The 24,027-nt window shown below is 70.2% G+C and carries 21 protein-coding genes and 1 pseudogene; 8 read left to right on the top strand and 14 right to left on the bottom strand.

The features are described from left to right. Positions 1–27: 27 nt before the first annotated feature. The 5 genes from ACFYPC_RS17220 to ACFYPC_RS17200 all read right to left on the bottom strand — a co-directional run bounded on the left by ACFYPC_RS17220 (position 28) and on the right by ACFYPC_RS17200 (position 4,872). The gene (locus ACFYPC_RS17220; protein WP_388676400.1) at positions 28–783 is read right to left on the bottom strand and encodes an SDR family oxidoreductase; all 756 of its coding nucleotides are present in this window, start codon (positions 781–783) and stop codon (positions 28–30) included. 4 nt (positions 784–787) lie between these two features. Next, complete coding sequence (locus ACFYPC_RS17215; protein ID WP_388676398.1) at positions 788–2,572, bottom strand: glycoside hydrolase family 15 protein; 1,785 nt, start codon at positions 2,570–2,572, stop codon at positions 788–790. Between the two features lie 117 nt (positions 2,573–2,689). After that, positions 2,690–3,484: an SURF1 family protein gene (locus ACFYPC_RS17210; RefSeq protein ID WP_388676395.1), complete on the bottom strand. Its 795-nt coding sequence runs from the start codon at positions 3,482–3,484 to the stop codon at positions 2,690–2,692. A gap of 84 nt (positions 3,485–3,568) precedes the next feature. After that, positions 3,569–3,802, bottom strand: coding sequence for a hypothetical protein (locus ACFYPC_RS17205; RefSeq protein WP_388676392.1), 234 nt, complete (start codon positions 3,800–3,802; stop codon positions 3,569–3,571). Between the two features lie 101 nt (positions 3,803–3,903). Continuing rightward, positions 3,904–4,872 (bottom strand): DEDDh family exonuclease, encoded by a 969-nt coding sequence (locus ACFYPC_RS17200; protein WP_388676390.1) that lies wholly within the window; start codon positions 4,870–4,872, stop codon positions 3,904–3,906. A 377-nt stretch (positions 4,873–5,249) separates the two neighbouring features. Here ACFYPC_RS17200 and ACFYPC_RS17195 point away from each other — a divergent pair, with 377 nt between their 5' ends. The 4 genes and pseudogenes from ACFYPC_RS17195 to ACFYPC_RS17180 all read left to right on the top strand — a co-directional run bounded on the left by ACFYPC_RS17195 (position 5,250) and on the right by ACFYPC_RS17180 (position 8,754). After that, positions 5,250–5,960, top strand: coding sequence for a VIT family protein (locus tag ACFYPC_RS17195; protein WP_388676387.1), 711 nt, complete (start codon positions 5,250–5,252; stop codon positions 5,958–5,960). 119 nt (positions 5,961–6,079) lie between these two features. Continuing rightward, positions 6,080–6,958, top strand: a complete 879-nt coding sequence (locus ACFYPC_RS17190; RefSeq protein ID WP_388676384.1) for a sterol desaturase family protein — start codon at positions 6,080–6,082, stop codon at positions 6,956–6,958. A gap of 23 nt (positions 6,959–6,981) precedes the next feature. After that, positions 6,982–7,671: pseudogene (locus ACFYPC_RS17185) on the top strand (lysoplasmalogenase). Between the two features lie 39 nt (positions 7,672–7,710). After that, positions 7,711–8,754 carry a zinc-dependent alcohol dehydrogenase family protein gene (locus tag ACFYPC_RS17180; RefSeq protein ID WP_388676382.1) on the top strand — a complete coding sequence of 348 codons (1,044 nt, stop codon included), beginning with the start codon at positions 7,711–7,713 and terminating at the stop codon, positions 8,752–8,754. A gap of 70 nt (positions 8,755–8,824) precedes the next feature. Here ACFYPC_RS17180 and ACFYPC_RS17175 read toward each other — a convergent pair whose 3' ends face one another. From ACFYPC_RS17175 to ACFYPC_RS17160, 4 genes are all read right to left on the bottom strand, one after another. Continuing rightward, a complete protein-coding gene (locus ACFYPC_RS17175) occupies positions 8,825–9,835 on the bottom strand; it encodes a CopD family protein (protein ID WP_388676379.1) in 1,011 nt (336 codons plus the stop codon). 124 nt (positions 9,836–9,959) lie between these two features. After that, positions 9,960–11,342 carry a CoA transferase gene (locus ACFYPC_RS17170; protein WP_388676377.1) on the bottom strand — a complete coding sequence of 461 codons (1,383 nt, stop codon included), beginning with the start codon at positions 11,340–11,342 and terminating at the stop codon, positions 9,960–9,962. Between the two features lie 121 nt (positions 11,343–11,463). Further along, on the bottom strand, positions 11,464–12,996 hold the full coding sequence (locus tag ACFYPC_RS17165; protein ID WP_388676374.1) for a S8 family serine peptidase: 1,533 nt from the start codon (positions 12,994–12,996) through the stop codon (positions 11,464–11,466). A gap of 88 nt (positions 12,997–13,084) precedes the next feature. Further along, positions 13,085–14,608, bottom strand: coding sequence for a S8 family serine peptidase (locus ACFYPC_RS17160; protein WP_388676371.1), 1,524 nt, complete (start codon positions 14,606–14,608; stop codon positions 13,085–13,087). Positions 14,609–14,987: 379 nt separating this feature from the next. Here ACFYPC_RS17160 and ACFYPC_RS17155 point away from each other — a divergent pair, with 379 nt between their 5' ends. The 3 genes from ACFYPC_RS17155 (at position 14,988) to moaA (ending at position 18,097) form a co-directional block, all read left to right on the top strand. Then, a complete protein-coding gene (locus tag ACFYPC_RS17155; RefSeq protein WP_388676368.1) occupies positions 14,988–15,344 on the top strand; it encodes a DUF485 domain-containing protein in 357 nt (118 codons plus the stop codon). After that, on the top strand, positions 15,341–16,960 hold the full coding sequence (locus tag ACFYPC_RS17150) for a cation acetate symporter (protein ID WP_388676365.1): 1,620 nt from the start codon (positions 15,341–15,343) through the stop codon (positions 16,958–16,960). The genes ACFYPC_RS17155 and ACFYPC_RS17150 overlap by 4 nt, the downstream gene beginning before the upstream one ends. A gap of 147 nt (positions 16,961–17,107) precedes the next feature. Beyond that, positions 17,108–18,097: a GTP 3',8-cyclase MoaA gene (moaA, locus tag ACFYPC_RS17145; protein WP_388676362.1), complete on the top strand. Its 990-nt coding sequence runs from the start codon at positions 17,108–17,110 to the stop codon at positions 18,095–18,097. Here moaA and ACFYPC_RS17140 read toward each other — a convergent pair. Together ACFYPC_RS17140 and ACFYPC_RS17135 are read right to left on the bottom strand one after the other, a co-directional pair. After that, complete coding sequence (locus tag ACFYPC_RS17140; RefSeq protein ID WP_365444719.1) at positions 18,094–18,336, bottom strand: hypothetical protein; 243 nt, start codon at positions 18,334–18,336, stop codon at positions 18,094–18,096. The two genes, moaA and ACFYPC_RS17140, sit on opposite strands and share 4 nt — an antisense overlap. 280 nt (positions 18,337–18,616) lie before the next feature. Beyond that, positions 18,617–19,003, bottom strand: coding sequence for a DUF3099 domain-containing protein (locus ACFYPC_RS17135; RefSeq protein WP_388677269.1), 387 nt, complete (start codon positions 19,001–19,003; stop codon positions 18,617–18,619). Between the two features lie 244 nt (positions 19,004–19,247). Between ACFYPC_RS17135 and ACFYPC_RS17130 the strand changes: the two genes are divergently transcribed. Next, the gene (locus tag ACFYPC_RS17130) at positions 19,248–19,523 is read left to right on the top strand and encodes a GlsB/YeaQ/YmgE family stress response membrane protein (protein ID WP_388676359.1); all 276 of its coding nucleotides are present in this window, start codon (positions 19,248–19,250) and stop codon (positions 19,521–19,523) included. A gap of 69 nt (positions 19,524–19,592) precedes the next feature. On the opposite strand, the gene tyrS is transcribed toward ACFYPC_RS17130, so the two are convergent. Genes tyrS through ACFYPC_RS17115 form a run of 3 tightly spaced genes read right to left on the bottom strand, consistent with a single transcriptional unit; the run spans position 19,593 to position 23,865 of the window. After that, positions 19,593–20,861 carry a tyrosine--tRNA ligase gene (tyrS, locus tag ACFYPC_RS17125; RefSeq protein WP_388676356.1) on the bottom strand — a complete coding sequence of 423 codons (1,269 nt, stop codon included), beginning with the start codon at positions 20,859–20,861 and terminating at the stop codon, positions 19,593–19,595. 44 nt (positions 20,862–20,905) lie between these two features. Beyond that, positions 20,906–22,306, bottom strand: a complete 1,401-nt coding sequence (locus ACFYPC_RS17120; RefSeq protein ID WP_388676353.1) for a metallopeptidase TldD-related protein — start codon at positions 22,304–22,306, stop codon at positions 20,906–20,908. Next, positions 22,303–23,865, bottom strand: coding sequence for a TldD/PmbA family protein (locus tag ACFYPC_RS17115; RefSeq protein ID WP_388676350.1), 1,563 nt, complete (start codon positions 23,863–23,865; stop codon positions 22,303–22,305). The genes ACFYPC_RS17120 and ACFYPC_RS17115 overlap by 4 nt, the downstream gene beginning before the upstream one ends. Positions 23,866–24,027: the final 162 nt, after the last annotated feature.

Raw genomic sequence — 24,027 nt, 5'->3', positions numbered from 1 at the left:
CGCGGGCAGCTTTGGAACGGGAAGGCTCTAGAACCCGCTCCGCACGCCGCCGTCCACTGGCAGCATGATGCCCGTCAGGTAGGACGCCGCCGGGGAGAGCAGGAACGCGGCCGTCCGGCCGAACTCCTCCGGAGTGCCGTAGCGCCGCAGCGGAATGCGGGACTCGTTGGCGGCGCGGGTCGCCTCCGGGTCGGCCGAGAGGCCGTCCAGCTCGCGGACGCGGTCCGTGTCGATGCGGGCCGGGAGCAGTCCGAGGACGCGGATACCGCGCGGTCCCAGCTCGTCCGCCAGGGACTTGGCGAAGCCCGCCAGGCCGGGGCGCAGCCCGTTGGAGATGGTCAGGCCCGGGATCGGTTCGTACACGGAGGTCGAGAGCACGAAGCCGATGACGCCTCCCTCGCCGAGTTCCGCCGCGGCCGTGCGGGCCAGCCGCACCGCGCCCAGGAAGACGGACTCGAACGCGGCCGTCCACTGCTCGTCCGTGTTGTCCGCGAGGAAGCCGGGCGGCGGGCCGCCGACGCTGATCAGGATGCCGTCGAAGCGGCCGAAGTGCATGCGCGCGGCCTTGACGAGCTCCTCGGCGGCCGCGGGGTCGGCGTTGTCGGCGGCGACCCCGACCGCGCCCGGGCCGAGCGCTGTCGCCGCCGCGAGGACGGTCTTCTCGTCGCGTCCGGTGACGATCACCTTCGCGCCGTCGGAGACGAGCTCCCGCGCGGTGGCGTTGCCCAGGCCACGGGTCGCTCCCGTGACGACGTACACACGGTCCTTCAGTCCAAGATCCATGGTTCTATTCTGTCCCCTCGTCCCCGAACAGGACGAGGGCGGTGCTCACCAGGCCGATATGACTGAACGCCTGCGGGAAGTTGCCGAGCTGGCGGCCGGCCAGCGGGTCGTACTCCTCGGCGAGCAGACCCACGTCGTTGGCCACCGCCACCAACCGTTCGAACACCTCGCGCGCCTCCTGTGGACGGCCCGTCAGGTGGAGCGCCTCCGCGAGCCAGAAGGAGCAGGCGAGGAACGTACCCTCGTCGCCCGGCAGCCCGTCGATCTCGTTCGCCTCGACGCTGTAGCGGCGCAGGAATCCGCTGTGGCCGAGCTCGTCGCGGACAGCGTCGATCGTGCCGAGCACCCGGGGATCGTCGTGCGGCAGAAAACCGACGCGGGGGATGAGCAGCACCGAGGAGTCCAGCTCCCGTGAACCGTAGGACTGCGTGAACGTGTTCCGTTCGGGATCGAATCCGCGCTCGCACACCTCTCGGTGCACCTCGTCCCGCATCGCGCGCCAGCCGTGCAGGTCGCCGCCGAGGTTCGGGTCGGCCTCCAGGGCGCGTACGGCGCGGTCGGCGGCCACCCATGCCATCACCTTCGAGTACACGAAGTGCCGGCGCGGTCCGCGCACCTCCCAGATCCCCTCGTCCGGCTGCCGCCACGCCGTCCGCAGGAACTCCATCAGCGCGACCTGCACCCGCCACATGTGCGGTTTGACGGGCATGCCCGAACTCCTGGCCAGCGAGAGCGAGTCGATGACTTCGCCGTACACGTCCAGCTGCAACTGGTTGACGGCGTCGTTGCCGACCCGGACCGGGCGCGAGCGGGCGAAGCCGGGCAGCCACGGGATCTCGTACTCGCTGAGCCGGCGCTCTCCGGACAGCCCGTACATGATCTGCAGGTCCGCCGGGTCGCCCGCGACCGCGCGCAGCAGCCAGTCGCGCCAGGCCTCGGCCTCCTCGTGGTAGCCGGCTGCCAGAAGTGCGGCGAGGGTGAGGGTGGAGTCGCGCAGCCAGCAGTAGCGGTAGTCCCAGTTGCGGACGCCGCCGAGCTCTTCGGGCAGTGAGGTGGTGGGGGCGGCCACGATGCCACCGGTCGGCGCGTAGGTGAGGGCCTTGAGGGTGATCAGAGAGCGCATGACGATGTCCCGGTGCGGTCCGTCGTAACGGCAGCGCGCCGACCACGCCTGCCAGTCCTCGACGCTGGTGTTCAGCGCCTCGTACGGGTCGCACAGCGGGGGGCGCGGCCGGTGCGAGGGATGCCAGGTCAGTACGAAGGCGACCTTCTCGCCCTCGGCGATCGTGAACTCCGAGTGCGTACGGAAGTCCTTGCCCCAGGTGCGCACGGGCGGCTCGCTGCGGAGCCACACCGCGTCCGGGCCCGCGACCGCCACACGGTGACCGTCCTCCCGCCGCATCCATGGGACGACCAGGCCGTAGTCGAAGCGCAGCCGGAGCAGGCCGCGCATCGTCACCCGGCCGCCCAGCCCTTCGACGATGCGTACGAGGTCGGGGGCGCCGTCGCGCTGCGGCATCACGTCGGTCACCCGGACCGAGCCCTCGTCCGTGTCCCACTCGGTGTCGAGCACGAGGGTGTCGGGGCGATAGGCGCGCCGGGTGCAGTCGCCCGCCCCCTTGGGTGCGATGCGCCAGTGACCGTGCTCCTCGTTTCCGAGCAGCGCGGCGAAGCAAGCCGCGGAATCGAACCGTGGCAGACACAGCCAGTCGACCGAACCGTCCCGTCCCACCAGGGCGGCGGTCTGTTCGTCCCCGATGAGAGCGTAGTCCTCGATGCGTCGTTGCACCTCTGCGGAGTTCCCGCCGGGGGCGGGGGGCAATCGGCGCAGGGGGCCGACCGGGTGACGGCGGGTTCGAGGCTGCGGGGGCCTCCTGGTGCCGGTGCGAGTGAGAACCGGTCCCCGCTACACCCCCGCGGTGGCCGCCTCCGGCGTGGTCTCGGCCGAGGCAGCCGCCTCCGCGCGGTCACGTCGTTCGCGGCGGACCAGGATCACCCAGCCCACGGGGACTCCCGCGGAGAAGAGCCACCACTGGATCGCGTACGCCATGTGCGGACCGATGTCGCTGTGTTCCGGGTCGGGGATCAGCTCGGGGGAGTCACCCTTGGGCTCCGGAGCGGTCTGCTCGATGTAGCCGCCGAGGACCTGCTCGCCGAGCCGTTTCGACTCCTGCTCGCTGTTGATCAGCATGACCATCCGGTCGGGCAGGCCCTGGACGTCCTTGATGCCGCTGTCGGCGGTCGTCTCGTCGGCCATCAGCCTGCCGGTGACGGTGATCTCGCCCGTCGCGGGCGCCGGGATCTTCGGGAACGCGCTCTGTGAGGCGTCCGCCGCGATCCAGCCCCGGTTGACCACCAGGACCCGGCCGTCGTCCAGGACGAACGGGGTCAGCACGTGGTAGCCGACCTCACCGTCCGAGTTGGTGCGACGGCGCAGGACCTCCTCGTGCGCGGTGTCGAAGTGGCCCTTCGCCGTCACCCGGCGGAAGAGGTCGTCGTGCTTGATTTCCTGCCCCGGAGAGGTGAGCGACTCGGCGGGCACAGGCGTGGCGGCGAGGGAGTCGGCGATCACCGTGTTCAGCGCGACCTTGTGCTCATGCCGGTGCAGTTGCCAGTAGCCCAGCTTGATCATCGTGGGGATGAGCGCGAGGGCCACGAGGGTGAGAATCACCCACTGCCGGGACAACAGGAAGCGGTACACCCCACGACCGTACAACTCGGTCGTGGGGCGCATTGAGGGGGGTACGTGTGGAAGCGGACGTGGGGCCCGGCCCCTGGCAGGGGCTCAGACCTTGTCGATGATCCCTGCCTTCCCCTCCGCGCGGGCGCAGTGCGCGCCGCAGAACCAGCGGCCCTCCACCTCGACCCCCTGGCCGATGATCTGCACACGACAGTGCTCGCAGATCGGAGCCATCCGGTGGATCGCACAGGAGAAACAGTCGAAGACGTGCACCGCGCCCTGCGCGTGCACCTCGAAGGTCATGCCGTAGTCATTGCCACATACTTCACATCTCGCCATGCGCCACAGGGTGGGGCGCCGACGGGGCGCGGGCGAGTGGACGCCGGGCGAGTCGCCCCGCAATCACCCGTCTGACGCCCCTGTCGGCGGCCCCACGTCCGCTACGCCGGGTCCACATCCCGCAGCAGTTGCCCGAACGCCGCCTCGTCGATCACCGGGGTCCCGAACTGCCTGGCCTTGACCACCTTGGACGTACTGGAGTCCGGATCGTTCGTCACGAGCAGGCTGGTGAGCCGGGACAGGCTCGTCGCGACGTGCAGGCCTGCCTCGACGGCGCGGTCCTCCAGCAGTTCGCGGTCGATGGACGTGTCCCCGGAGAACGCGATCCGCATGCCCTGCTTGAGTGGCTTGTCTGCCTGGTAGCGGCCCGGGTTGGGATACGGGCAGGTGGGGCGCTTGCGTGAGGGCCGCCAACTCCCGGACGGGTAACCGCCGCCGGACTGCCGCCCGATCGACGGTCCTGAGGACCACTCCGTGAGCGGACGGCACTCCAGGAGAGGCAGCCGGACGCCGCGGTGCGCGGCGGCCCGCAGGCTCGGCCGGAACGCCTCGGCCAGCACCCGCGCGTCGTCCAGGGCGTGGTGCGCCCTCTGCTGTACGACGCCGAAGTGCGCGGCCAGCGACTCCAGCTTGTGGTTGGGCAGTGGAAGCCCCAACTCCTTGGAGAGCGCGATGGTGCACAGCCGCTGCCGCACCGGAGCCTCGCTGTCCGCGCGCGCGTACTCCCGCGCGATCATCGACCAGTCGAAGACCGCGTTGTGCGCGACGAGCACCCGGTCCGCGAGCCGGCCGGCGAACTCCTCGGCGATGTCCTGGAAGAGCGGGGCGCCTTCGAGTACGTCGCTCGTCAGGCCGTGGATCCACACCGGGCCGGGATCCCGCTCCGGGTTGACCATCGTGTACCAGTGGTCCTCGACCTCACCGCGCGCGTCCAGCCGGTAGACGGCGGCCGAGATTATCCGGTCGTCCCGGGCCAGGCCGGTGGTCTCGACGTCGACAACCGCGTACCCCTGGGGATACGCGGCCGGCCAGGAGACGGGGGACGCTGCGGTCGTCAGGTCTTCGAGCATGGTCACTGAGAATACGGGGCGCGACTGACAGTGCCGTCCCCGGACTCCGCTCTCACCGGAGGGTCCGTCAGACGCCCACGCCACGGCGGCCCGTGCGGTGAGCGCGGCGAGTTGCGCGGGTTTCGCCCGACTCCGCCCGTGCGTCGCCGGCGCGAAGCCATACGGCACGCCTCCGGTCTGTGGGTGGCGCCGGGTCTGTGTGTCGCGACGGGTAGGGACGCGTGGCGCCGGGTCTGCGTGTGTGGCGCCGGGTGACGCGGGTGGCGCCGGGCCGGCGTCCGTGGTCACGGGTCGGGACGCGCAAGGTGACGAGTGGGGACGCGAGTGGCGCCGGGTCGATACGTCGTGGACGGCGTTCGGAGTGCGATCCTCCCCGTGTGAGCGAACCCACGCACCACGAACCCCACGGCGGCACCCTTGGTTCTCGGCTGAACTGGCTGCGTGCCGCCGTCCTGGGAGCCAACGACGGCATCGTCTCCACCGCGGGCATCGTGGTCGGCGTGGCGGGCGCCACCAGTGACCGCTCCGCACTGTTCACCGCAGGGCTCGCGGGGCTGCTGGCCGGGTCCATGTCCATGGCGGCGGGCGAGTACGTCTCGGTCTCCAGCCAGCTGGACTCGGAGAAGGCCGCGCTGGCACTGGAGAGGCGGGAGCTGCGGGAACAGCCGGAGGCTGAACTCGAGGAGCTGACAGGGCTCCTGGAGGAACGCGGCCTTACACGCGAGGTGGCTTTCGAGGCGGCCGAGCAGCTCACGCAACGGGACGCGCTCAAGGCCCACGCGCGCGTGGAGCTCGGCATCGACCCCGACGACCTCACCAACCCGTGGCACGCGGCTTGGGCGAGCTTCCTGTCGTTCACGGTCGGCGCGCTGCTGCCCCTGCTCGCGATCGTCCTCCCGCCGAGCGACTGGCGGGTGCCCGTCACCGTGGTCTCGGTCCTCGCCGCGCTGGTCGTCACCGGCTGGGTGAGCGCGGATCTGGGCGCCGCCGACGCGCGGCGGGCGGTGCTGCGGAACATGGGCGGGGGCGCGCTGGCGATGGCGGTGACGTACGGGGCGGGTGCCCTGCTGGGGGCGACGGGGGTGTGAGACCACCGGGAACGTCTCGGCCATTGGCGGGGATCACCAAGAAGCAAGCGCGTACCGCCGGTAATACTTGTCGGTAACACCACCTAGCCGGGGCCCACCAGCGGTTCTACGGTTCACCCATGCCGAACCTGCCCGATGTCGTGCTGTGGTCGATACCCGCCTTCGTGCTGCTCACCGTGATCGAGATGGTGAGTGTCCGGATCCATCCGGCCGCGGAAGGTACTGCCGCGGGGTACGAGGCGAAGGACGCCGCGACGAGCGTCGGCATGGGACTGGGCTCTCTCGCCTTCGACTTCCTGTGGAAGATCCCGATCGTCGCCCTCTACACGGCCATCCACGAACTGACGCCCCTTCAGGTACCCGTCCTGTGGTGGACCGTCCCGCTGATGCTGCTCGGGCAGGACTTCTTCTACTACTGGTCGCACCGCGGACACCACGTCATCCGCATCCTCTGGGCCTGCCATGTCGTCCACCACTCCAGCCGCAAGTTCAACCTCACCACCGCCCTGCGCCAGCCCTGGACGACCTGGACCGTCTGGCCCTTCTACGTTCCGCTCATCGCCCTCGGCGTGCATCCCGCGGCGCTCGCGTTCTGCTCGTCCGCGAACCTCGTCTACCAGTTCTGGATCCACACCGAGCGCATCGGCAAGCTGCCCCGGACCTTCGAGTTCGTCTTCAACACGCCCTCCCACCACCGCGTCCACCATGCCTCCCAAGGCGGCTATCTGGACCGCAACTTCGGGGGCATCCTCATCGTCTGGGACCGGCTCTTCGGGTCGTTCGTCGCGGAGACCGAGCGGCCCGTCTACGGCCTCACCAAGAACATCTCCACGTACAACCCCCTGCGCGTCGCCACCCATGAGTACGCCGCCATCGCCAGGGACCTGAGAACGGCGGGGAGTTGGCGCGAGCGTGCCGGGCGGATCTTCGGCGGGCCCGGCTGGCAGCCGGCGCCGAAGGCCGCTCCGAAGACACCGGTCACCGAGCCCGTCGCGTGAACCCGGGCCTCGCGCGCGTGGGCGTGAACCCACTCCTCGCGCGCGTGCTCCTCGTCTCCTTCGGCACGGCGGCCGCCGTGGACCTCGTCTCCCTCGCCACCGGCGTCGACCCGGGGCACACGATCGCCAAGCCGCTTCTGATGCCTCTGCTCGCCGCTCACGTGGCCGCACGCGGCGGCCCCCGGCTGCTCGTCGCGGCCCTGCTCTTCGGCTGGGGCGGCGACACCCTTCTGCTGTTCGACACGGACCCCGCCTTCCTGGCCGGGATGGCCTCCTTCGCGGCAGGGCACGCGTGTTACCTCGCGCTGTTCAAAAGTGCTAAAAGTGCTAAAAGTGCGCCACGCGCGCGTAGAGCATGGTTTCTCAGCGCGTACGGCATCGCCCTCGTCGCCACCGTCACCCTGCTGTGGCCCGACCTCCCCGCCGAACTGCGTCTCCCCGTCGCCGGGTACAGCCTGCTGCTCACCGCGATGGCGTACGGCGCGACCCGGCTCGGGCCCGTGACGGGCCTCGGCGGAGCCCTCTTCCTGCTCTCCGACACGCTCATCGCGACCGGAGTCGCCGACTGGCCGCAGCTCCCGAGACCAGACTTCTGGATCATGCTCACGTACGTCGCCGCCTAGTTCCTGCTGGTCAAAGGCGTGCTGGGCGCGCTCGGCGCGCAGTCCGCACAGAGGGCGGCGTACGGTGAGGTGAGTTCGACCCCCCGCTGAGCACAGCCGCACACGCCCCGCAGGAGAAGGAGCCTCGCCATGCGCGCCACCACCATCCACGCCCCGTACGACATACGCGTGGAGGACGTGCCCGAGCCCGTGGTGCAGTTGCCCACCGACGCGGTCGTCCGGGTGCTGCGATCCTGCATCTGCGGCAGCGACCTGTGGGCGTACCGCGGCGAGTCGCCCCGGCAGCCGGGTCAGCGGATCGGGCACGAGTTCCTCGGCACCGTCGAGGAGACCGGCTCCGAGGTGACCGGCGTCAAGCGCGGCGACCTGGTCGTGGCCCCCTTCACGTGGTGCGACGGAGTGTGCGACTACTGCCGAGAAGGGCTCACCACCTCCTGCGAGCACGGCGGCTTCTGGGGCGCTGTCGGATACGACGGCGGGCAGGGCGAGGCCGTCCGCGTCCCCTACGCCGACGGCACCCTCGTACAACTGCCCAAGGAAGCGGCCTCCGACGACCGCCTGCTGTCGGCCCTGCTCTCGCTGTCCGACGTGATGGGCACCGGTCACCACGCGGCCGTCGGCGCGGGGGTCCGCGAGGGCGCCACCGTCGCCGTCGTCGGGGACGGTGCCGTCGGGCTGTGCGCCGTGCTGGCCGCGAAGCGGCTCGGCGCGGGGCGGATCATCGCGCTCGGACGCCACCAGGTGCGTACGGACATCGCGCGCGGCTTCGGTGCCACGGACATTGTCGCCGAGCGAGGCGACGCGGCCGTCGAGGCCGTCCGCGAGCTGACCCGCGGTCAGGGTGCGCACTGCGTCATCGAGGCGGTCGGGACCGAGCAGTCCATGAGCACGGCCGTGAACATCGCCCGCGACGGCGGTGCCATCGGCTTCGTGGGGGTTCCGCACGGCAGCGGTACGGGGCTGGACCTGAGCGTGCTGTTCGCCCGGAACATCGCCCTGCGCGGCGGGGTCGCACCGGTGCGCGCGTACATCCCGGAGCTGCTGCCCGACATCCTGGACGGGACCATCGATCCGTCGCCCGTGTTCGACGTGACGGTCGGTCTGGAGGGGGTGCCCGACGGCTACAAGGCGATGGACGGGCGCACGGCCCTCAAGGTGCTCGTCACCACCTGAAGCTCTGTCTCCACCTGAAGCTCTGTCACCATCTGAAGCTCTGTCACCATCTGAAGCTCTGGGGAATCGCTCACCATCTGATCGGCAGGGGCACCGCCGTCAGCACGCCCGACACCACGACGACCACGCCCAGCGCCACGACCTCCGCACGCGCGGGGGAGCAGGCACCGAGCGGATCCGCGGTCCCGCGCAGCCGAAGTCGCGCACTCAGGGCAAGGGCGGCCACGACCGCCACGAGAAGCAGCTTGGCCAGCAGCGTGCGCCCGTACGCCGTCGTGGTCAGCTGGTCCAGCACCGTCCCCGGCGGCATCCGGCGCAGCGCGCTCCACGTGCCCGTCGTGGTGAGCGCCGCGAACAGGACGACCGCCACGCGCGCGTAGAGGCCCAACAGCGCGACCCCGGCCTCCGAAGGACCCCATTTTCTGAGCATCCGCAGCACATGCAGCAGACCGCCGGTCCACAGTGCCGCGCAGACCACGTGTACGAGGGTCAGGCCGGAGCCGACGAGCGGGCTGTACTCCGTCGTGGGATGGGCGCGCAGCGCCTCCGCGACCGCCACCGCGGCCAGCGGCCACACCTGGAGGTCGGGGCGACGGTAGAGGGTGCAGAGGCCGGTCACCACGAAGGCGTTGACCTCCAGGAGCGCCAGCTTGCCCTCCCGGGTCTCGTAGAGACTGCCGATGTCCATGTCGGAGAGCTGGTCGGGCAACAGGTTTCCGGTGGCCACGACCGAGGCGAGGCCGAGCGCGGCCACGAACCCGGCGACAGCGGCGGCAGGCGCCCAACTGCGGGGCGCGTCCCCCAGCGGCGCCCCCGGCACGCCGCGGGCCAGCCGGGCCGCGAACAGTTCTCCGGCCGGAACGCACAGCGCCGCGAACAGCACCGTGCGCAGCAGGGCGATACCCCCGGCGCCGGGGGCCGCGGCCTCGCCGGTGCCGTCCAGGGCGGCGCTCGGGCCGAGCAGTGGGATCAGCGCCGCCAACGCCGTCAGGGCGAGCAGGGCGACGGCCCGTCCGGTGGCCCGGCGCCGCGCCGGCTCGTCGGCGTCGCTCACCTCGGCGTTCGGTCTCGTCAACGTCACCTCAAGATCTTCACCAGTCGTCACAGATTCGGGCAAATGCAGGGAAACAACTGGCGGAACGGCATTCCGCCGAGGGGTCGGAACGGCATTCCGCCCATGGATACGTCCGCGGTCGGCCCGCGGCTCAGGACCAGCACGCGGGATCGGTCCCCCAGGCACCCGACGGCCGTGCCCAGTCGTCAGGCCCGCCCGCGAAGGACACCGGCGACCGGGCGTACCGCAGCCGCCCCAGACCGCTGTCGGCCTCGGCGAGCCAGGGGTCCGGATCGTACGAGCCGTGCGAGGGCGGCGGCTGCGGGGCAGTCCCGTTCATCAGCCACGCCGCCGTCCGCGCCAGCGCGAGCTCTACGATCCGGGTACCGCCCTCCTCCGTCTGCTCGGTCAGCGAACGGAGCACCCCGGCAGCCAGCAGGTACCCCGTGCCGTGGTCGAGGGCCTGCGCGGGCAGCGCGCCCGGCCGCTCCGCCGAACCCTCCGTCTCCGCGATCCCGGTGGCGACCTGCACCAGACTGTCGAAGCCCCGCCGCCCGGCCCACGGTCCGTACGCGCCCCACGCCGACAGCTGCGCCACCACCAGCCCGGGCCGTCGCTCCGCCAGGGCCTCGGGCGTGAGCCCGAACCGGTCCAGGGCGCCGGGCCGGTATCCGGTGACGACGACGTCCGCTCCGGCGAGCAGGTCCTCGAAGGCCCGCCTGTCCGAGCCGCGGTCGAGGTCGAGACAGGCGGACCGCTTGCCGAAGCCCGTGTCGGCGTGCTGGTCGGGGAGTTCGGGCAGCCGAGGCGAGTCCACCCGCAGGACGTCCGCGCCCAGCAGGGCGAGGGTACGGGTCGCGACCGGGCCCGCGATGACCCGAGTGAGGTCCAGGACACGTACGCCCGCGGCGGGCAGCAGTGGATCACCGGCGAGGGGCGCGAATGCCCGTACGGGTGCGTCGGCGATCCGTTCCTGGCCCAGCAGCGGCCTGCGCGCCACCGCCGCCCCCTGCGCGTGCGCTGCCCATTCCTTCGCCGAACGCAGGGCGACGGCGAGGCCGCCGGCCGCGTACACGGTGTCCTCCACGTCCACGGCGGACCGCTCCGCGAGGTGCGCGGCGACGGCGTCCACCGTCGCGTCCTCGGGCAGTCCGAGCGCGGTCAGCAGACGCGAGCGGTGATGCGGATAGTTCGCGTGCGTCCGCACCCAGCCGTCCGCGGTCCGCCAGAACCGTGACAGCGGCGCGAAGTTCACCGGCGCCCGTCCGTCGATCAGCAGATGCCGCTCACTCACGAACGCCGTGGCCACGGCCCCGTCGTCGACCCGCACCTCGGGCCCGTCCGTGAGACCGGCCCGCCGCGCCGCCAGTTCGGCGCCCGCGAGAGCGCACGCCCCGACACAAGCCCGCGCCAACTCCCTTACGGGCAGCCGCGCTTCCAGCACCCCGCTCCGTTCGACGTTCTCGATCCGCCGGACCAGGGCGGGATCGCCACCCAGGGCCGACCAGATGAACGTGGTGTCCTCAGCAGTCATGGGGCCACTATGCCGGGTGTACCGAATCAGCATGTAGACCACGGGGCCGGGCGCAGAGAGGCCGGGCGGCCCACTGCCGCCCGGCCTCGTCACACGTCGCTTCCCGTTACGTCGCTTCCCGCTACTTGGTGACAGCGTCCAGCGCGTCCGCGGTGCCCCAGCCGTAGAAGCCGTTGCGGTTCGTCGTGCCCTCGCACACCGCGTCGACCTTGCCGTCGCTGTTGATGTCGTACGGGTCGGTGCACGGCGTGGCGTCGGCCTCGGCGTACAGCAGCGCCTTCACCAGGGCGGCGGAGGCGTTCGGGTGCGTCGACTTGATGAGGGCGGCGACGCCCGCGACATGCGGGGACGCCATTGACGTACCGGCCATGTAGCCCCACTTGCCGCCGGGCAGCGGGCCCAGGATCAGGCCACTCGTGGCGGGCGGTGCGGGCGTCTGGTAAGCCGTCGAGTCGCCGCCCGGCGCGGCGATGTCGATGACACCCTGGCCGTAGTTGGAGAAGGACGACTTGAGACCCTTCGCGCCGGTCGACGCGACCGTGACGACACCGGGCAACTGGGTGGGGATGTCATAGCACTTGGACGGGTCGATCACCCGGTCCGAGGGCGTCCCGTCGTTCGGGGAGACCGGGTCGGTGATCGAGTCGGCGGCCAGGTCGTAGTTCTCGTTGCCCGCCGCGGCGACGTTGACGGTCCCCTTCTTCTCGGCGTACTGCGAGGCGCGGGTGATCGCGTCGACGAGGGCCTTCTGGTCCGGGTCGTCCTTGCAGTTGAAGTACCAGGGGTCCGTGTAATAGCTGTTGTTGGTGACATCGACGCCGTGCTCGGCGGCCCACACGAAGCCGCAGACGACCGCCTCCGTGTAGAAGTAGCCGGCCGTGGTCGACACCTTGATGCCGGCGACCTTCACGCCGGGCGCGACACCGGTGATGCCGACGCCGTTCTTCGCGCCGGCTATCTCGCCCGCCACGTGCGTGCCGTGCGGGCTCTCGGCCGCGCTCGGGCGCCATGCCCCGTCGGCCGTGTCCGGCTTGCCCGTCACGCAGTTGACCGACGCGTCGCGGTCGAAGTTGGGCGCGATGTCGGGGTGCGTGTCGTCGACGCCGGTGTCGATGACGGCGACCGTCACCTTGCTGCTGCCGAGCGACGTCTCGTGCGCCTTGTCCGCCTTGATGGCGGGCAGGTCCCACTGCAGCGGCTCCAACGGGTCCTGCCCGGCGACCGCCTGAGTGTTCGTCACCTCCGCGACCTCCTCGGCGGTGAGAACCGTCGGAGTGCCCACATCGGTGGTCGACTGCGCGGGCAGCGGCGCGTTGCGCGTGTTGCCGGCCGACTGAACACCGCGCACGCCACGGATCGTCTTGGCGAAGTCGGCGTTCGACGAGTGGACGACGATCACGCCGATCTGGTCGTACGACGTCACGATCGTGCCGCCCGCCGCCGCGATGGCCTTCTTCACGGTGGAGGAAGGCGCGTGCCCGGGCTGGACGTTGACGACATAGCTGAGCGCGGTCGCGTCGGCGGCGACCTGCTGGGGTGCCTCCGCCTCGGCCGCCGACGCGCCGGCGTTCGGCAGGAAGGCGAGAGCGGTGGCCGTGGCCATCCCCAGCGGGATGGCTATGGCTCGACGGGAGCGCTTGAGAGGCGCTGTCATGGGTGTCTCCAGTTTCGTTCGCGATACGAGCTGTACGAGCCGTGCGGAGGCTCAAGTGGCGGGCGGCCTGGCGTGATTGACCGCGGTGTTACTTGACCGCCCGCAGTGCGTTGATGATCCCGGCCCCGTAGAAGCCGTTCAGGCCCTTGCCCCCCACGCAGGTGGCGTCCACGACGCCGTCGCCGTCGCCGTCGTAAGCGGTCGGGCAACTCTGGCTGTCCGCCTGGGCCTTGAGGAGCGCCTGGAGCTGAGCCGGGGTCGCCTTGGGGTACGTGGACTTCAGCAGCGCGGCGACACCGGCGGCGTGCGGCGACGCCATCGACGTGCCCTGCAGGAAGGCGTACTGGTTGTTCGGCATCGTGGAGAGGATGCGGCCGTTCTGCGACGGCGTGTCCGGGATCTGATACTTGTCGCCACCCGGGGCCGCGACATCGACGACGCCCTTGCCGTAGGTGGAGAAGTACGACTTGGTGCTGTTGACGCCGGTCGAGCTCACCGTGACGACACCCGGCAGCTGGGTCGGGATGTCGAAGCACTCGTGCGGGTCGATCGTGCGGGGCACCGGGGTCGAGTCGTCCGGGCTGGAGTCGTCGACGATGGCGTCCGAGTCGAGGTCGTCGTTGGCGTTGCCCGCCGCGGCGACGTTGAGGGTGCCCTTCTTCTGGGCGTACAGCTGGGCCCGGTTCACCGCGTCGACGATCGCCCGCTGGTCGGGGTCGTCCAGGCAGTTGTAGAGCCACGGGTCCACGTAGTAGCTGTTGTTGGTGATCTCGACGCCGTGGTCGGCGGCGAACACGAAGGCGCAGACGACGCTCTCAGGGAAGAAGAGCTGCCCGGCGTCCGGCTCGGCGACCGTGATGCCGGCGACCCGCACACCCGGCGCGACGCCCGCCACACCGATGTCGTTGCGGGCGGCGGCGATCTCACCGGCGACGTGCGTGCCGTGGTAGTGGTCGGCGTCCACGGGGCGCCAGGCGCCGTACGTCGTGTCCGGCTTGCCGCCCACACAGTTCGCGGACTGCGAGGCGGAGAAGTTCGGGGCGAGATCCGGGTGGGTGTCGTCGACGCCGGTGTCGATCACGGCGACCGTCACGTTCTTGCTGCCCGGGTTGATCTTCGCGGCCTGGTCGGCGCCGATCGCGCGCAGGTCCCACTGGTCGGCCTCCAGGGGCTCCTGGCCGGCCGCGGCGCTCTGCGAGAGCTCGGCGGCGTCCGCCGCCGACAGTAGCTGCGCCGCGCCTTCCTCCGTGGTCCCCGCGGCGGTCAGCGGCGCCGTGTGTGTCGCGCCCGCCGACTGCACTCCACGCACCGCGCGGATCTGCTCGCCGAAGGCGGGGTTGGCCGAGTGGACGACGATGACACCGATCTTCTCGTACGCGATGACGACGGTGCCGCCGGCCTTGACGATGGCCTTCTTCACCGACTCGACCGTGCGGTGGTCGGCCTTGGTGTTGACCACGTAGGGCAGAACCGGGCCGTCCGCATTCGTCGCGGCGGTCGCCGTGAGCGGGGTCGCCGACGCGGCACCCGGCAGGAAGCCGAGCGAGGCGGTGAGCGAGAGGACGACGGGCACCGCGAGGGCGAGCCGGCGTCTGGAACGCAGATGAGCCATGGGATCTCCACATCATCCGGAAAACGAGCTGCCCGAACACAAGATTGGTGCTCGGGCAGGTATATGACGGAGTGGTGCAGGCTGAAGCTATCTCCCCTCCGACCTGGGCAGCAATGACTTCCGGCGATGACTTCTGAAAGAAGTGCCGCGAGTTGAACCCGGCCACGCGTGGCGCCGTGACCTTGAGCAGGGAGCCCGAGCACGATCGAGCCCCTGCTGGATCACGCCCGTGGCCACCTGACAGTGCCGTCCGGTCCACGTGATCCACGTCATCGTGAGGTCAGAAACAGTCATGTCCCTACTCAGACCGTCCCCGACCGCGAGCCCCGGCTCGCCCCCGTCCACCGTCGTAACCGCACCCGCAACGCGAGGAGACTCCGTGGCCACCGACACACCGCCCCCCTCAAAGGCACAACCTGAGCTCCCGTCGACCGAGAAGTTCGTCGAGACGCAGGAGAGCGCGGAGTTCGGTGAACTGCGCCGTTCCTACCGCTCCTTCGCCTTCCCGCTGACCATCGGCTTCATCGCCTGGTACCTGCTGTACGTCCTGCTCTCCAGCTACGCGGGCGACTTCATGGGCACCAAGCTGTTCGGCAACATCAACGTCGCCCTGGTCCTCGGCCTCGCCCAGTTCATCACCACGTTCCTCATCGCCTGGTGGTACTCGCGGTTCGCCACCGTGAACCTCGACCCCAAGGGCGAAGCCATCAAGTCACGGTTGGAGGGCGGCGAATGAGCCCCCAGTTCGTCATCGCCGCCGGTGAAGCCAGCGAGCACCGGCCGCTGATCGTCTCCCTGTTCGCCGTCTTCGTCGTGGCGACCCTCGTCATCACCGTCTGGGCAGGCCGCCAGACCAAGGACGCGGCCGACTTCTACGCGGGCGGGCGCAGTTTCAGCGCCTTCCAGAACGGCCTCGCCGTCTCCGGCGACTACATGTCCGCCGCGTCCTTCCTCGGCATCGCGGGCGCCATCGCCCTCTTCGGGTACGACGGCTTCCTGTACTCCATCGGCTTCCTGGTCGCCTGGCTGGTGGCGCTGCTCCTGGTCGCCGAACCGCTGCGGAACTCCGGCAAGTACACGATGGGCGACGTCCTCGCGTACCGCATGCGCCAGCGCCCGGTCCGCACGGCGGCAGGCACCTCCACGATCGTCGTCTCGATCTTCTACCTGCTGGCCCAGATGGCGGGCGCCGGTGTCCTGGTCTCCCTGTTGCTCGGCATCACCAGCGACGCGGGCAAGGTCGGCATCGTCGCGCTCGTCGGCCTGCTGATGATCGTGTACGTGACGATCGGCGGCATGAAGGGCACCACCTGGGTCCAGATGGTCAAGGCCGTCCTGCTCATCGCGGGCACCCTGCTCATCACCTTCCTGGTGCTGCTCAAGTTCAACTTCAACATCTCCGACCTGCTCGGCTCGGCGGCCAGCAACAGCGGCAAGGGCTCGGCCTTCCTGGAGCCGGGCCTCAAGTACGGCCTCACGACCACCTCGAAGATCGACTTCATCTCGCTGGGTATCGCGCTGGTGCTGGGCACCGCCGGCCTGCCGCACATCCTGATCCGCTTCTACACGGTCCCGAACGCCAAGGCCGCGCGGAAGTCCGTGATCTGGGCGATCGGCATCATCGGCGGCTTCTACCTGATGACCATCGCGCTCGGCTTCGGAGCGGCCGCCCTCATCTCGCAGGACGAGATCATCGCCTCCAACAAGGCGGGCAACACGGCTGCACCACTGCTCGCCCTCCATCTCGGCGGCGTCGACTCGGCATGGGGCGCGATCCTGCTCGCCACCATCTCGGCGGTCGCCTTCGCCACGATCCTTGCGGTCGTCGCCGGCCTGACCCTCGCCTCGTCCTCCTCGTTCGCGCACGACATCTACGCGAACGTCATCAGGAAGGGCCAGGCCACCGAGAAGGAAGAGGTCAACGCCGCCCGCTACGCCACGGTCGCCATCGGTGTCGTCTCCATCGGCCTCGGCGCCCTCGCCCGCGACCTGAACGTCGCCGGCCTGGTCGCCCTCGCCTTCGCGGTCGCCGCCTCGGCCAACCTGCCGACGATCCTCTACAGCCTGTTCTGGAAGAGGTTCACGACGCAGGGCGCGCTCTGGTCGATCTACGGCGGTCTCACCGTGGCGGTCGGCCTGGTGCTGTTCTCACCGGTGGTCTCGGGCAAGGCCACGTCGATGTTCCCGGACGTCGACTTCCACTGGTTCCCGCTGGAGAACCCCGGCATCATCTCGATCCCGGTCGGTTTCCTGCTGGGCTGGCTCGGCACGCTCCTGTCCAAGGAGGAGCCCGACACCGGCAAGTACGCCGAACTGGAGGTCCGGTCCCTCACCGGTACCGGAGCGCACTGAGAAATTCCTGGTGACGGCCGCGTCGTAGATCCCTACGACGCGGCCGCGCCGTGTCTGGTGGGATCGGGCCTCCGCCGATGTCGGTCCCGTCACGTAGGCTCGCTGGTGTACGGGAGAAAAAGATCCGCATCGAGGGAGGGGGCCCACGTGCTCATCGACACCTACGGCCGGGTGGCCACCGACCTGCGCGTCTCGCTGACCGACAAGTGCAATCTGCGGTGCACCTATTGCATGCCCGAAGAGGGCCTGCAGTGGCTGGCCAAGCCCGACCTGCTCACGGACGACGAGATCGTCCGCCTCATCGCCATAGCGGTCACCAGCCTCGGTATCACCGAGGTCCGCTTCACCGGCGGCGAGCCCCTGCTGCGCCCCGGCCTCGTCGGCATCGTCGAGCGGGTCGCCGCCCTTGAGCCCCGCCCCCAGATGTCCCTCACCACCAACGGCATCGGCCTCAAGCGCACCGCCGCGGCCCTGAAGTCGGCAGGCCTGGACCGGGTGAACGTATCGCTGGACACCCTGCGGCCCGACGTCTTCAAGACCCTCACCCGCCGGGACCGCCACCACGACGTCATCGCGGGCCTCGAAGCCGCCCGCGACGCCTGCCTGACCCCGGTCAAGGTCAACACGGTCCTGATGCCGGGCCTGAACGAGACCGAGGCCCCGGACCTGCTGGCCTGGGCCGTCGAGCACGACTACGAACTGCGGTTCATCGAGCAGATGCCGCTGGACGCCCAGCACGGCTGGAAGCGTGAGGGCATGGTCACCGCCGGAGACATCCTCACCTCGCTGCGCACCCGTTTCGAGCTCACCGAGGAGGCTGCCGCCGTCCGCGGCTCCGCCCCCGCGGAGCGCTGGATCGTCGACGGAGGTCCGCACCGCGTCGGCGTGATCGCCTCGGTCACCCGCCCGTTCTGCTCGGCCTGCGACCGTACGCGCCTCACCGCCGACGGCCAGGTCCGCACCTGCCTGTTCGCCTCCGAGGAGACCGACCTGCGGGCCGCCCTGCGCTCGGACGCCCCCGACGAGGAGATCGCCCGCATCTGGCGGCTCGCCATGTGGGGAAAGAAGGCGGGCTCCGGCCTGGACGACCCGTCCTTCCTCCAGCCGGAGCGCCCGATGTCGGCGATCGGCGGCTAGCGGACCTCGTCCGGCTCCCACTCCGCCAGCGGTACGACGTCCTTCAGGAACCCGCGTACACCAAGGAACTTGGAGAGATGCTCGCGGTGGTCCTCGCACGCGAGCCACGTCTTGCGGCGCTCCGGAGTGTGCAGCTTCGGGTTGTTCCACGCGAGCACCCACTCCGCGTCGGCACGACAGGCCTTGGCCGAGCACTGAGGAGTGGAGGGGGAGGCGTCGGGGAAGAGCGGGAAGGTCACGCCCCCACCCTAGACGGCTCCGAAAACAGCTCGAAAAACAGCTCTGGAATCAGCTCCGAAAAGGCGACGCCGAGCAGCCACGGGGGGAGCTGCCCGGCGTCGGTCCGTCGCTCCGACGGGGGATGCGGAGCGCGTACGAAGTATGTCATGGGGGACCCGGTGCCTGGCACCGGAACAACATGATTGATCTGAGCTTTTCTTGAGCTTAGCGCACCGTTGGGTTCCGTTTCCGGCGGATCCTCCGTGGTCAGCTCCAGGGTGGCGCCGGGCGGCGGCGCGGTCAGCTCGGGTCGTGCGGCTCGGCCCGCAGCCTCGTCCCCGAGTCGGTCGCGACGTCTTCCGGTACGGGTTCCGCGAAGCCGTCCTGCCGCGGCGGCGCGAGCATCGGACGGGTGGGGGCGGCGATGAACGTCGAGGGCAACGACGGCACGTTCTCCCGGCCCGCGTTGGCGATCACCACGGAGATGTAGGGGAGAAGGACGCCCAGTACCAGGGTGACCACGGCGACATGACGCTCGACGTTCCAGAGGACGGCGGTGAGGATCACGGCGACCGTGCGGACGGACATGGAGATGACATAGCGACGCTGTCTGCCGCGTACGTCCTCGTCGAGCCCCTGCCTGGCTCCGGTGATCCGGAAGACCTGGCTGTCGCTCTTCTTCCGCAGCACGTTCCACCACCCGCCCGTATCGGACTCTCCCCGGACCTACCCGGTCCGAACCCGGCCAGGGAGGCAGGTCCGAACAGCCTTCAGGTTACGCCGGGGCTGCGTCGTCTTCGAGACCGGGGCGCGTTCCCACGGGCCGTACCTGATGGGTCGTACCGCGTATGGCCCCGCCCGACATGCGCCGTATGGCGGACGGTCCGACACTGAGCGTAATGCTCGCGTAGAGCCGTACTAGGAGGCAGCCATGGGCTGGTTGTGGGCGATCATCGTCGGGTTTGTGCTGGGTCTGCTGGCCAAGGCCATCCTTCCGGGCAAGCAGCACAGCCCACTCTGGCTGACCACCATCTTCGGCATCATCGGTGCCATCGTCGGCAACGCGATCGCCCGGGCCGTCGGGATCGACGAGACGAGCGGCATCGACTGGGGCCGGCACGCGCTGCAGCTCGGCGCCGCCATTGTCATCGTCTTCCTGGGCGACATGGCGTACATGGCGGTGCGGGGCAACAAACAGCGAGCCTGACCGTCCCTACGTACGACGAAGGGACGGACGCCGCCACGGGTGTCCGCCCCTTCGTCGTGCATTCGGGCCTCAGGCCCCGGTGACCTCCACGGCCGCCAGGTTCTTCTTGCCCCGGCGCAGCACCAGCCAGCGTCCGTGCAGCAGGTCCTCCTTGGCGGGGACCGCGTCCTCGGCGGGGACCTTCGCGTTGTTCACGTACGCGCCGCCCTCCTTGACCGTGCGGCGTGCGGCCGACTTGCTGGCCACCAGGCCGACCTCGGCGAAGAGGTCCACCGTGGGCGCCAGCTCGGCGACCTGGATGTGCGGAACCTCGGAGAGGGCAGCGGTCAGCGTCCTCTCGTCGAGCTCGGCCAGCTCGCCCTGCCCGAAGAGGGCCCTGGACGCGGCGATCACGGCGGCCGTCTGGTCGGCTCCGTGCACCAGCGTCGTCAGTTCCTCGGCGAGCGCGCGCTGGGCCGCGCGGGCCTGCGGGCGCTCCTCGGTCTGCTTCTCCAGCTCCTCGATCTCCTCGTGGGACCTGAAGCTGAAGATGCGCAGGAACTTGGAGACGTCCCGGTCGTCCGCGTTCAGCCAGAACTGGTAGAACGCGTACGGCGTGGTCATCTCGGCGTCCAGCCAGATCGTGCCGGACTCCGTCTTGCCGAACTTGGTGCCGTCCGCCTTGGTGATCAGCGGGGTGCCCAGCGCGTGCACCACGGCCTCCGGCTCGACCCGGTGGATCAGGTCGGTGCCCGAGGTGAGGTTGCCCCACTGGTCGCTGCCGCCGGTCTGCAGTGTGCAGCCGTGCCTGCGGTACAGCTCCAGGAAGTCCATCCCCTGCAGGATCTGGTAGCTGAACTCCGTGTAGCTGATGCCCGCGTCGGAGTTGAGCCGCCGGGAGACGGCCTCCTTCGCGATCATCTTGTTGACCCGGAAGTGCTTGCCGATGTCCCGGAGGAACTCGATGGCCGACAGGCCCTCGGTCCAGTCCAGGTTGTTGACCATCACCGCGGCGTTCGGACCCTCGAAGTCCAGCAGCGGTGCGATCTGCGCGCGCAGCCGCCCCACCCACTCGGCGACGACCTCGGGCGAGTTCAGGGTGCGCTCGGAGTTCGGCTTCGGGTCGCCGATCAGCCCGGTGGCGCCGCCGACCAGACCCAGCGGGCGGTTGCCCGCCTGCTGGATGCGGCGCATCGTCAGGATCTGCACGAGGTTTCCGAGGTGCAGGCTCGGCGCGGTCGGGTCGAAGCCGCAGTAGAACGTGACGGGACCGTCCGCGAACGCCTTGCGCAATGCGTCCTCGTCAGTGGAGAGGGCGATCAGCCCCCGCCACTGCAGTTCGTCGACGATGTCCGTCACGGTTCTCGTATCTCCTTGGAAGGTCCGGTCGAGCTCGTACGAGGTTATACGCCCTGACTGACAGAGCTCATATTGAAGTCCGGGATGCGCAGCGCGGGCATCGCGGCCCGAGTGAACCAATCGCTCCACTCGCGCGGCAAGGTCTTTTCGGTCCGCCCCGCCTCCGTCGCCCGCCCCAGCAGGCCCACCGGTGACTCGTTGAACCGGAAGTTGTTGACCTCGCCGACGACCTGGCCGTTCTCGACGAGGTAGACGCCGTCCCGGGTCAGCCCGGTCAGCAGCAGGGTCGCAGGGTCGACCTCGCGGATGTACCAGAGGCAGGTCAGAAGGAGACCCCGCCCGGTGGCGGCGACCATCTCCTCCAGGGAACGGTCGTCTCCGCCGTCCAGGATCAGGTTGGTGATCGACGGCGCCACCGGCAGCCCGGTCAGGCCCGCGCTGTGCCGGGTGCTGGTCAGGTGCTTCAGCTCACCTTCGCGGATCCACTCGGTCGCCTTGAGGGGCAGCCCGTTGTCGAACACGGACGCGTCGTCGCCGGAGGAGTGGGTGAGGACGAACGGCGAGCTTTCGAGCCCCGGCTCGTGCGGGTCGCTGCGCAGGGTCAGCGGCAGCTCGGTGAGCGTCTCGCCTACCCGGGTCCCGCCACCGGGCTTGCTGAACACCGTCCGGCCCTCGGCCGCGTCCCGGGCCGACGCCGACCACAGCTGGTAGATCAGCAGGTCCGCGACGGCGGTCGGCGGCAGCAGCGTCTCGTAGCGCCCCGCGGGCAGGTCGATACGCCGCTCGGCCCACCCGAGCCGTACGGCCAGCTCGGCGTCCAGCGCCGCCGGGTCGACGTCCTTGAAGTCCCGTGTCGACCGCCCCGCCCACGCCGAACGCGTACGGTCCGGCGACTTGGCGTTGAGCTCCAGCGTCCCCTTGGGCTGATCGTGCCGCAGCCGCAGCCCCGTCGACGTACCGAGATAGCTGGACACGAACTCGTGGTTGGCGAACCCGTAGAGCTCCCGGCCGCCCGCACGCGCGCGGGCGAACGATTCGCCGAGGGCCGGCGCGAAGTCCGCGAACACGGCGGACGAGGTCTCGGCGGGCGCGTCCGTGAAGTCGGGGGACTCCGGCACGCCCGAAACGAGCGGCTGGGCGTCCTCGGCGGGACCCGCGCCGCGCGCCGCCGCCTCCGCGGCCCGCACCAGGGGCTCCAGCTCGTCGGCGGTCACGGCCGAACGCGAGACGACTCCGGACGCCGTGCCCTCGCGGCCGTCGACGGTGGCGATGACGGTGAGCGTGCGCCCGCGGGTGACCCCGTTCGTGGTCAGCGCGTTGCCCGCCCAGCGCAGGTTCGCGGTCGACTCCTCGTCGGCGATCACCACGCAACCGTCGGCGCGGGAGAGTGCGAGGGCGCGCTCGACAACCTCGTGCGGCTTGTTCGTAGAAGTCGTCGTGCTCATCGACCGGCCTCCTGCGTGGTGTTGAGAATGTTGACGCCCTTGAAGAGGGCCGACGGGCAACCGTGCGAGACCGCCGCGACCTGACCCGGCTGGGCCTTGCCGCAGTTGAAGGCACCACCCAGGACGTACGTCTGCGGGCCGCCGACGGCCGCCATCGAGCCCCAGAAGTCGGTGGTCGTCGCCTGGTACGCGACATCGCGCAGCTGGCCCGTGATCCGGCCGTTCTCGATCCTGAAGAACCGCTGCCCGGTGAACTGGAAGTTGTAGCGCTGCATGTCGATGCTCCAGGAGCGGTCACCGACCACGTAGATGCCCCGGTCGACGCTCCCGATCAGGTCCTCGGTCGAGAGCCCGGCGGGATCCGGCTGGAGCGACACGTTCGCCATGCGCTGCACGGGCACATGGCCGGGGGAGTCGGCGTACGCGCACCCGTTGGAGCGCTCGAAGCCAGTCAGCTTCGCGATACGCCGGTCGAGCTGGTAGCCGACGAGGGTCCCGTCCTTGACGAGATCCCAGGACTGGCCCGCCACCCCCTCGTCGTCGTACCCGATCGTCGAGAGTCCGTGCTCGGCGGTCCGGTCGCCGGTGACGTTCATCAGCTCGGAGCCGTAACGCAGCTTGCCCAACTGATCGAAGGTGGCGAAGGAGGTCCCGGCGTACGCGGCTTCGTAGCCGAGCGCCCGGTCCAGTTCGGTGGCGTGTCCGATCGACTCATGGATGGTCAGCCACAGGTTGGACGGGTCGACGACGAGGTCGTACAGCCCCGCCTGCACGCTCGGTGCGCGCATCTTCTCGGCGAGGAGTTCCGGAATCCGCTCCAGCTCGGACTCCCAGTCCCAGCCGGTGCCCGTCAGGTACTCCCAGCCACGCCCGACGGGCGGCGCGATGGTCCGCATCGAGTCGAACTCACCGCTGGACTCGTCGACGGCGACGGCGTTCAGCTGCGGGTGCAGCCGTACGCGCTGCTGTGTGGTCACGGTCCCAGCGGTGTCGGCGTAGAACTTGTTCTCGTGCACGGTCAGCAGCGAGGCGTCGACATGGCTGACGCCGTCGGCCGCGAGCAGCCGCGCGCTCCACTCCGCGAGCAGCCCGGCCTTCTCCTCGGCAGGCACGGAGAAGGGATCGATCTCGTACGACGAGGTCCACGTCCGGTCGGCATGGACCGGCTCGTCGGCCAGCTCGACGCGCTCCTCGGATCCGGCCGCCTTGATCACCTGGGCCGACAGCTTCGCCATCGCCACGGCCTGCGAGGCGACCTTCGCGGCGGCGTCCATCGTCAGATCCACCCCCGACGCGAAACCCCAGGTACCGCCGTGCACGACGCGCACCGCATACCCGAGGTCCGTCGTGTCGGAGGACCCGGCGGGCTTGGCGTCCCGCAGCCGCCAGGCCGCGCTGCGCACCCTCTCGAACCGGAAGTCGGCATGGTCGGCGCCCAGCGCCCGGGCCCGCGCGAGCGCGGCGTCGGCCAGAGCGCGCAGCGGTAGTGCCGTGAAGGCTTCGTCGATGGAATGAGGCACGGAGGTCTCCCTGCTGTCGTGGCCTGTCGGTCCGATCATGTCGCGCGGGCGGGGTCGGAGGCCACGTCTTTCCGGTGCCTTGCGACACCTTTGGACGGCGGGGTTGTCCGTCGGTGGGCGGTCCGCGGGCTTTCGGCGGGTGGGCCACGGCTTTCTGTAGGGATCCGACAGTGAGTCCCCTGTGCGACTGTCGGTGCCCGA

It is taken from the genome of Streptomyces sp. NPDC005808, from assembly GCF_042871385.1.
Lineage (GTDB): Bacteria > Actinomycetota > Actinomycetes > Streptomycetales > Streptomycetaceae > Streptomyces.
Note: the sequence above shows the minus strand (reverse complement) of the source record. Positions and strands in the feature narration are given on the sequence as shown.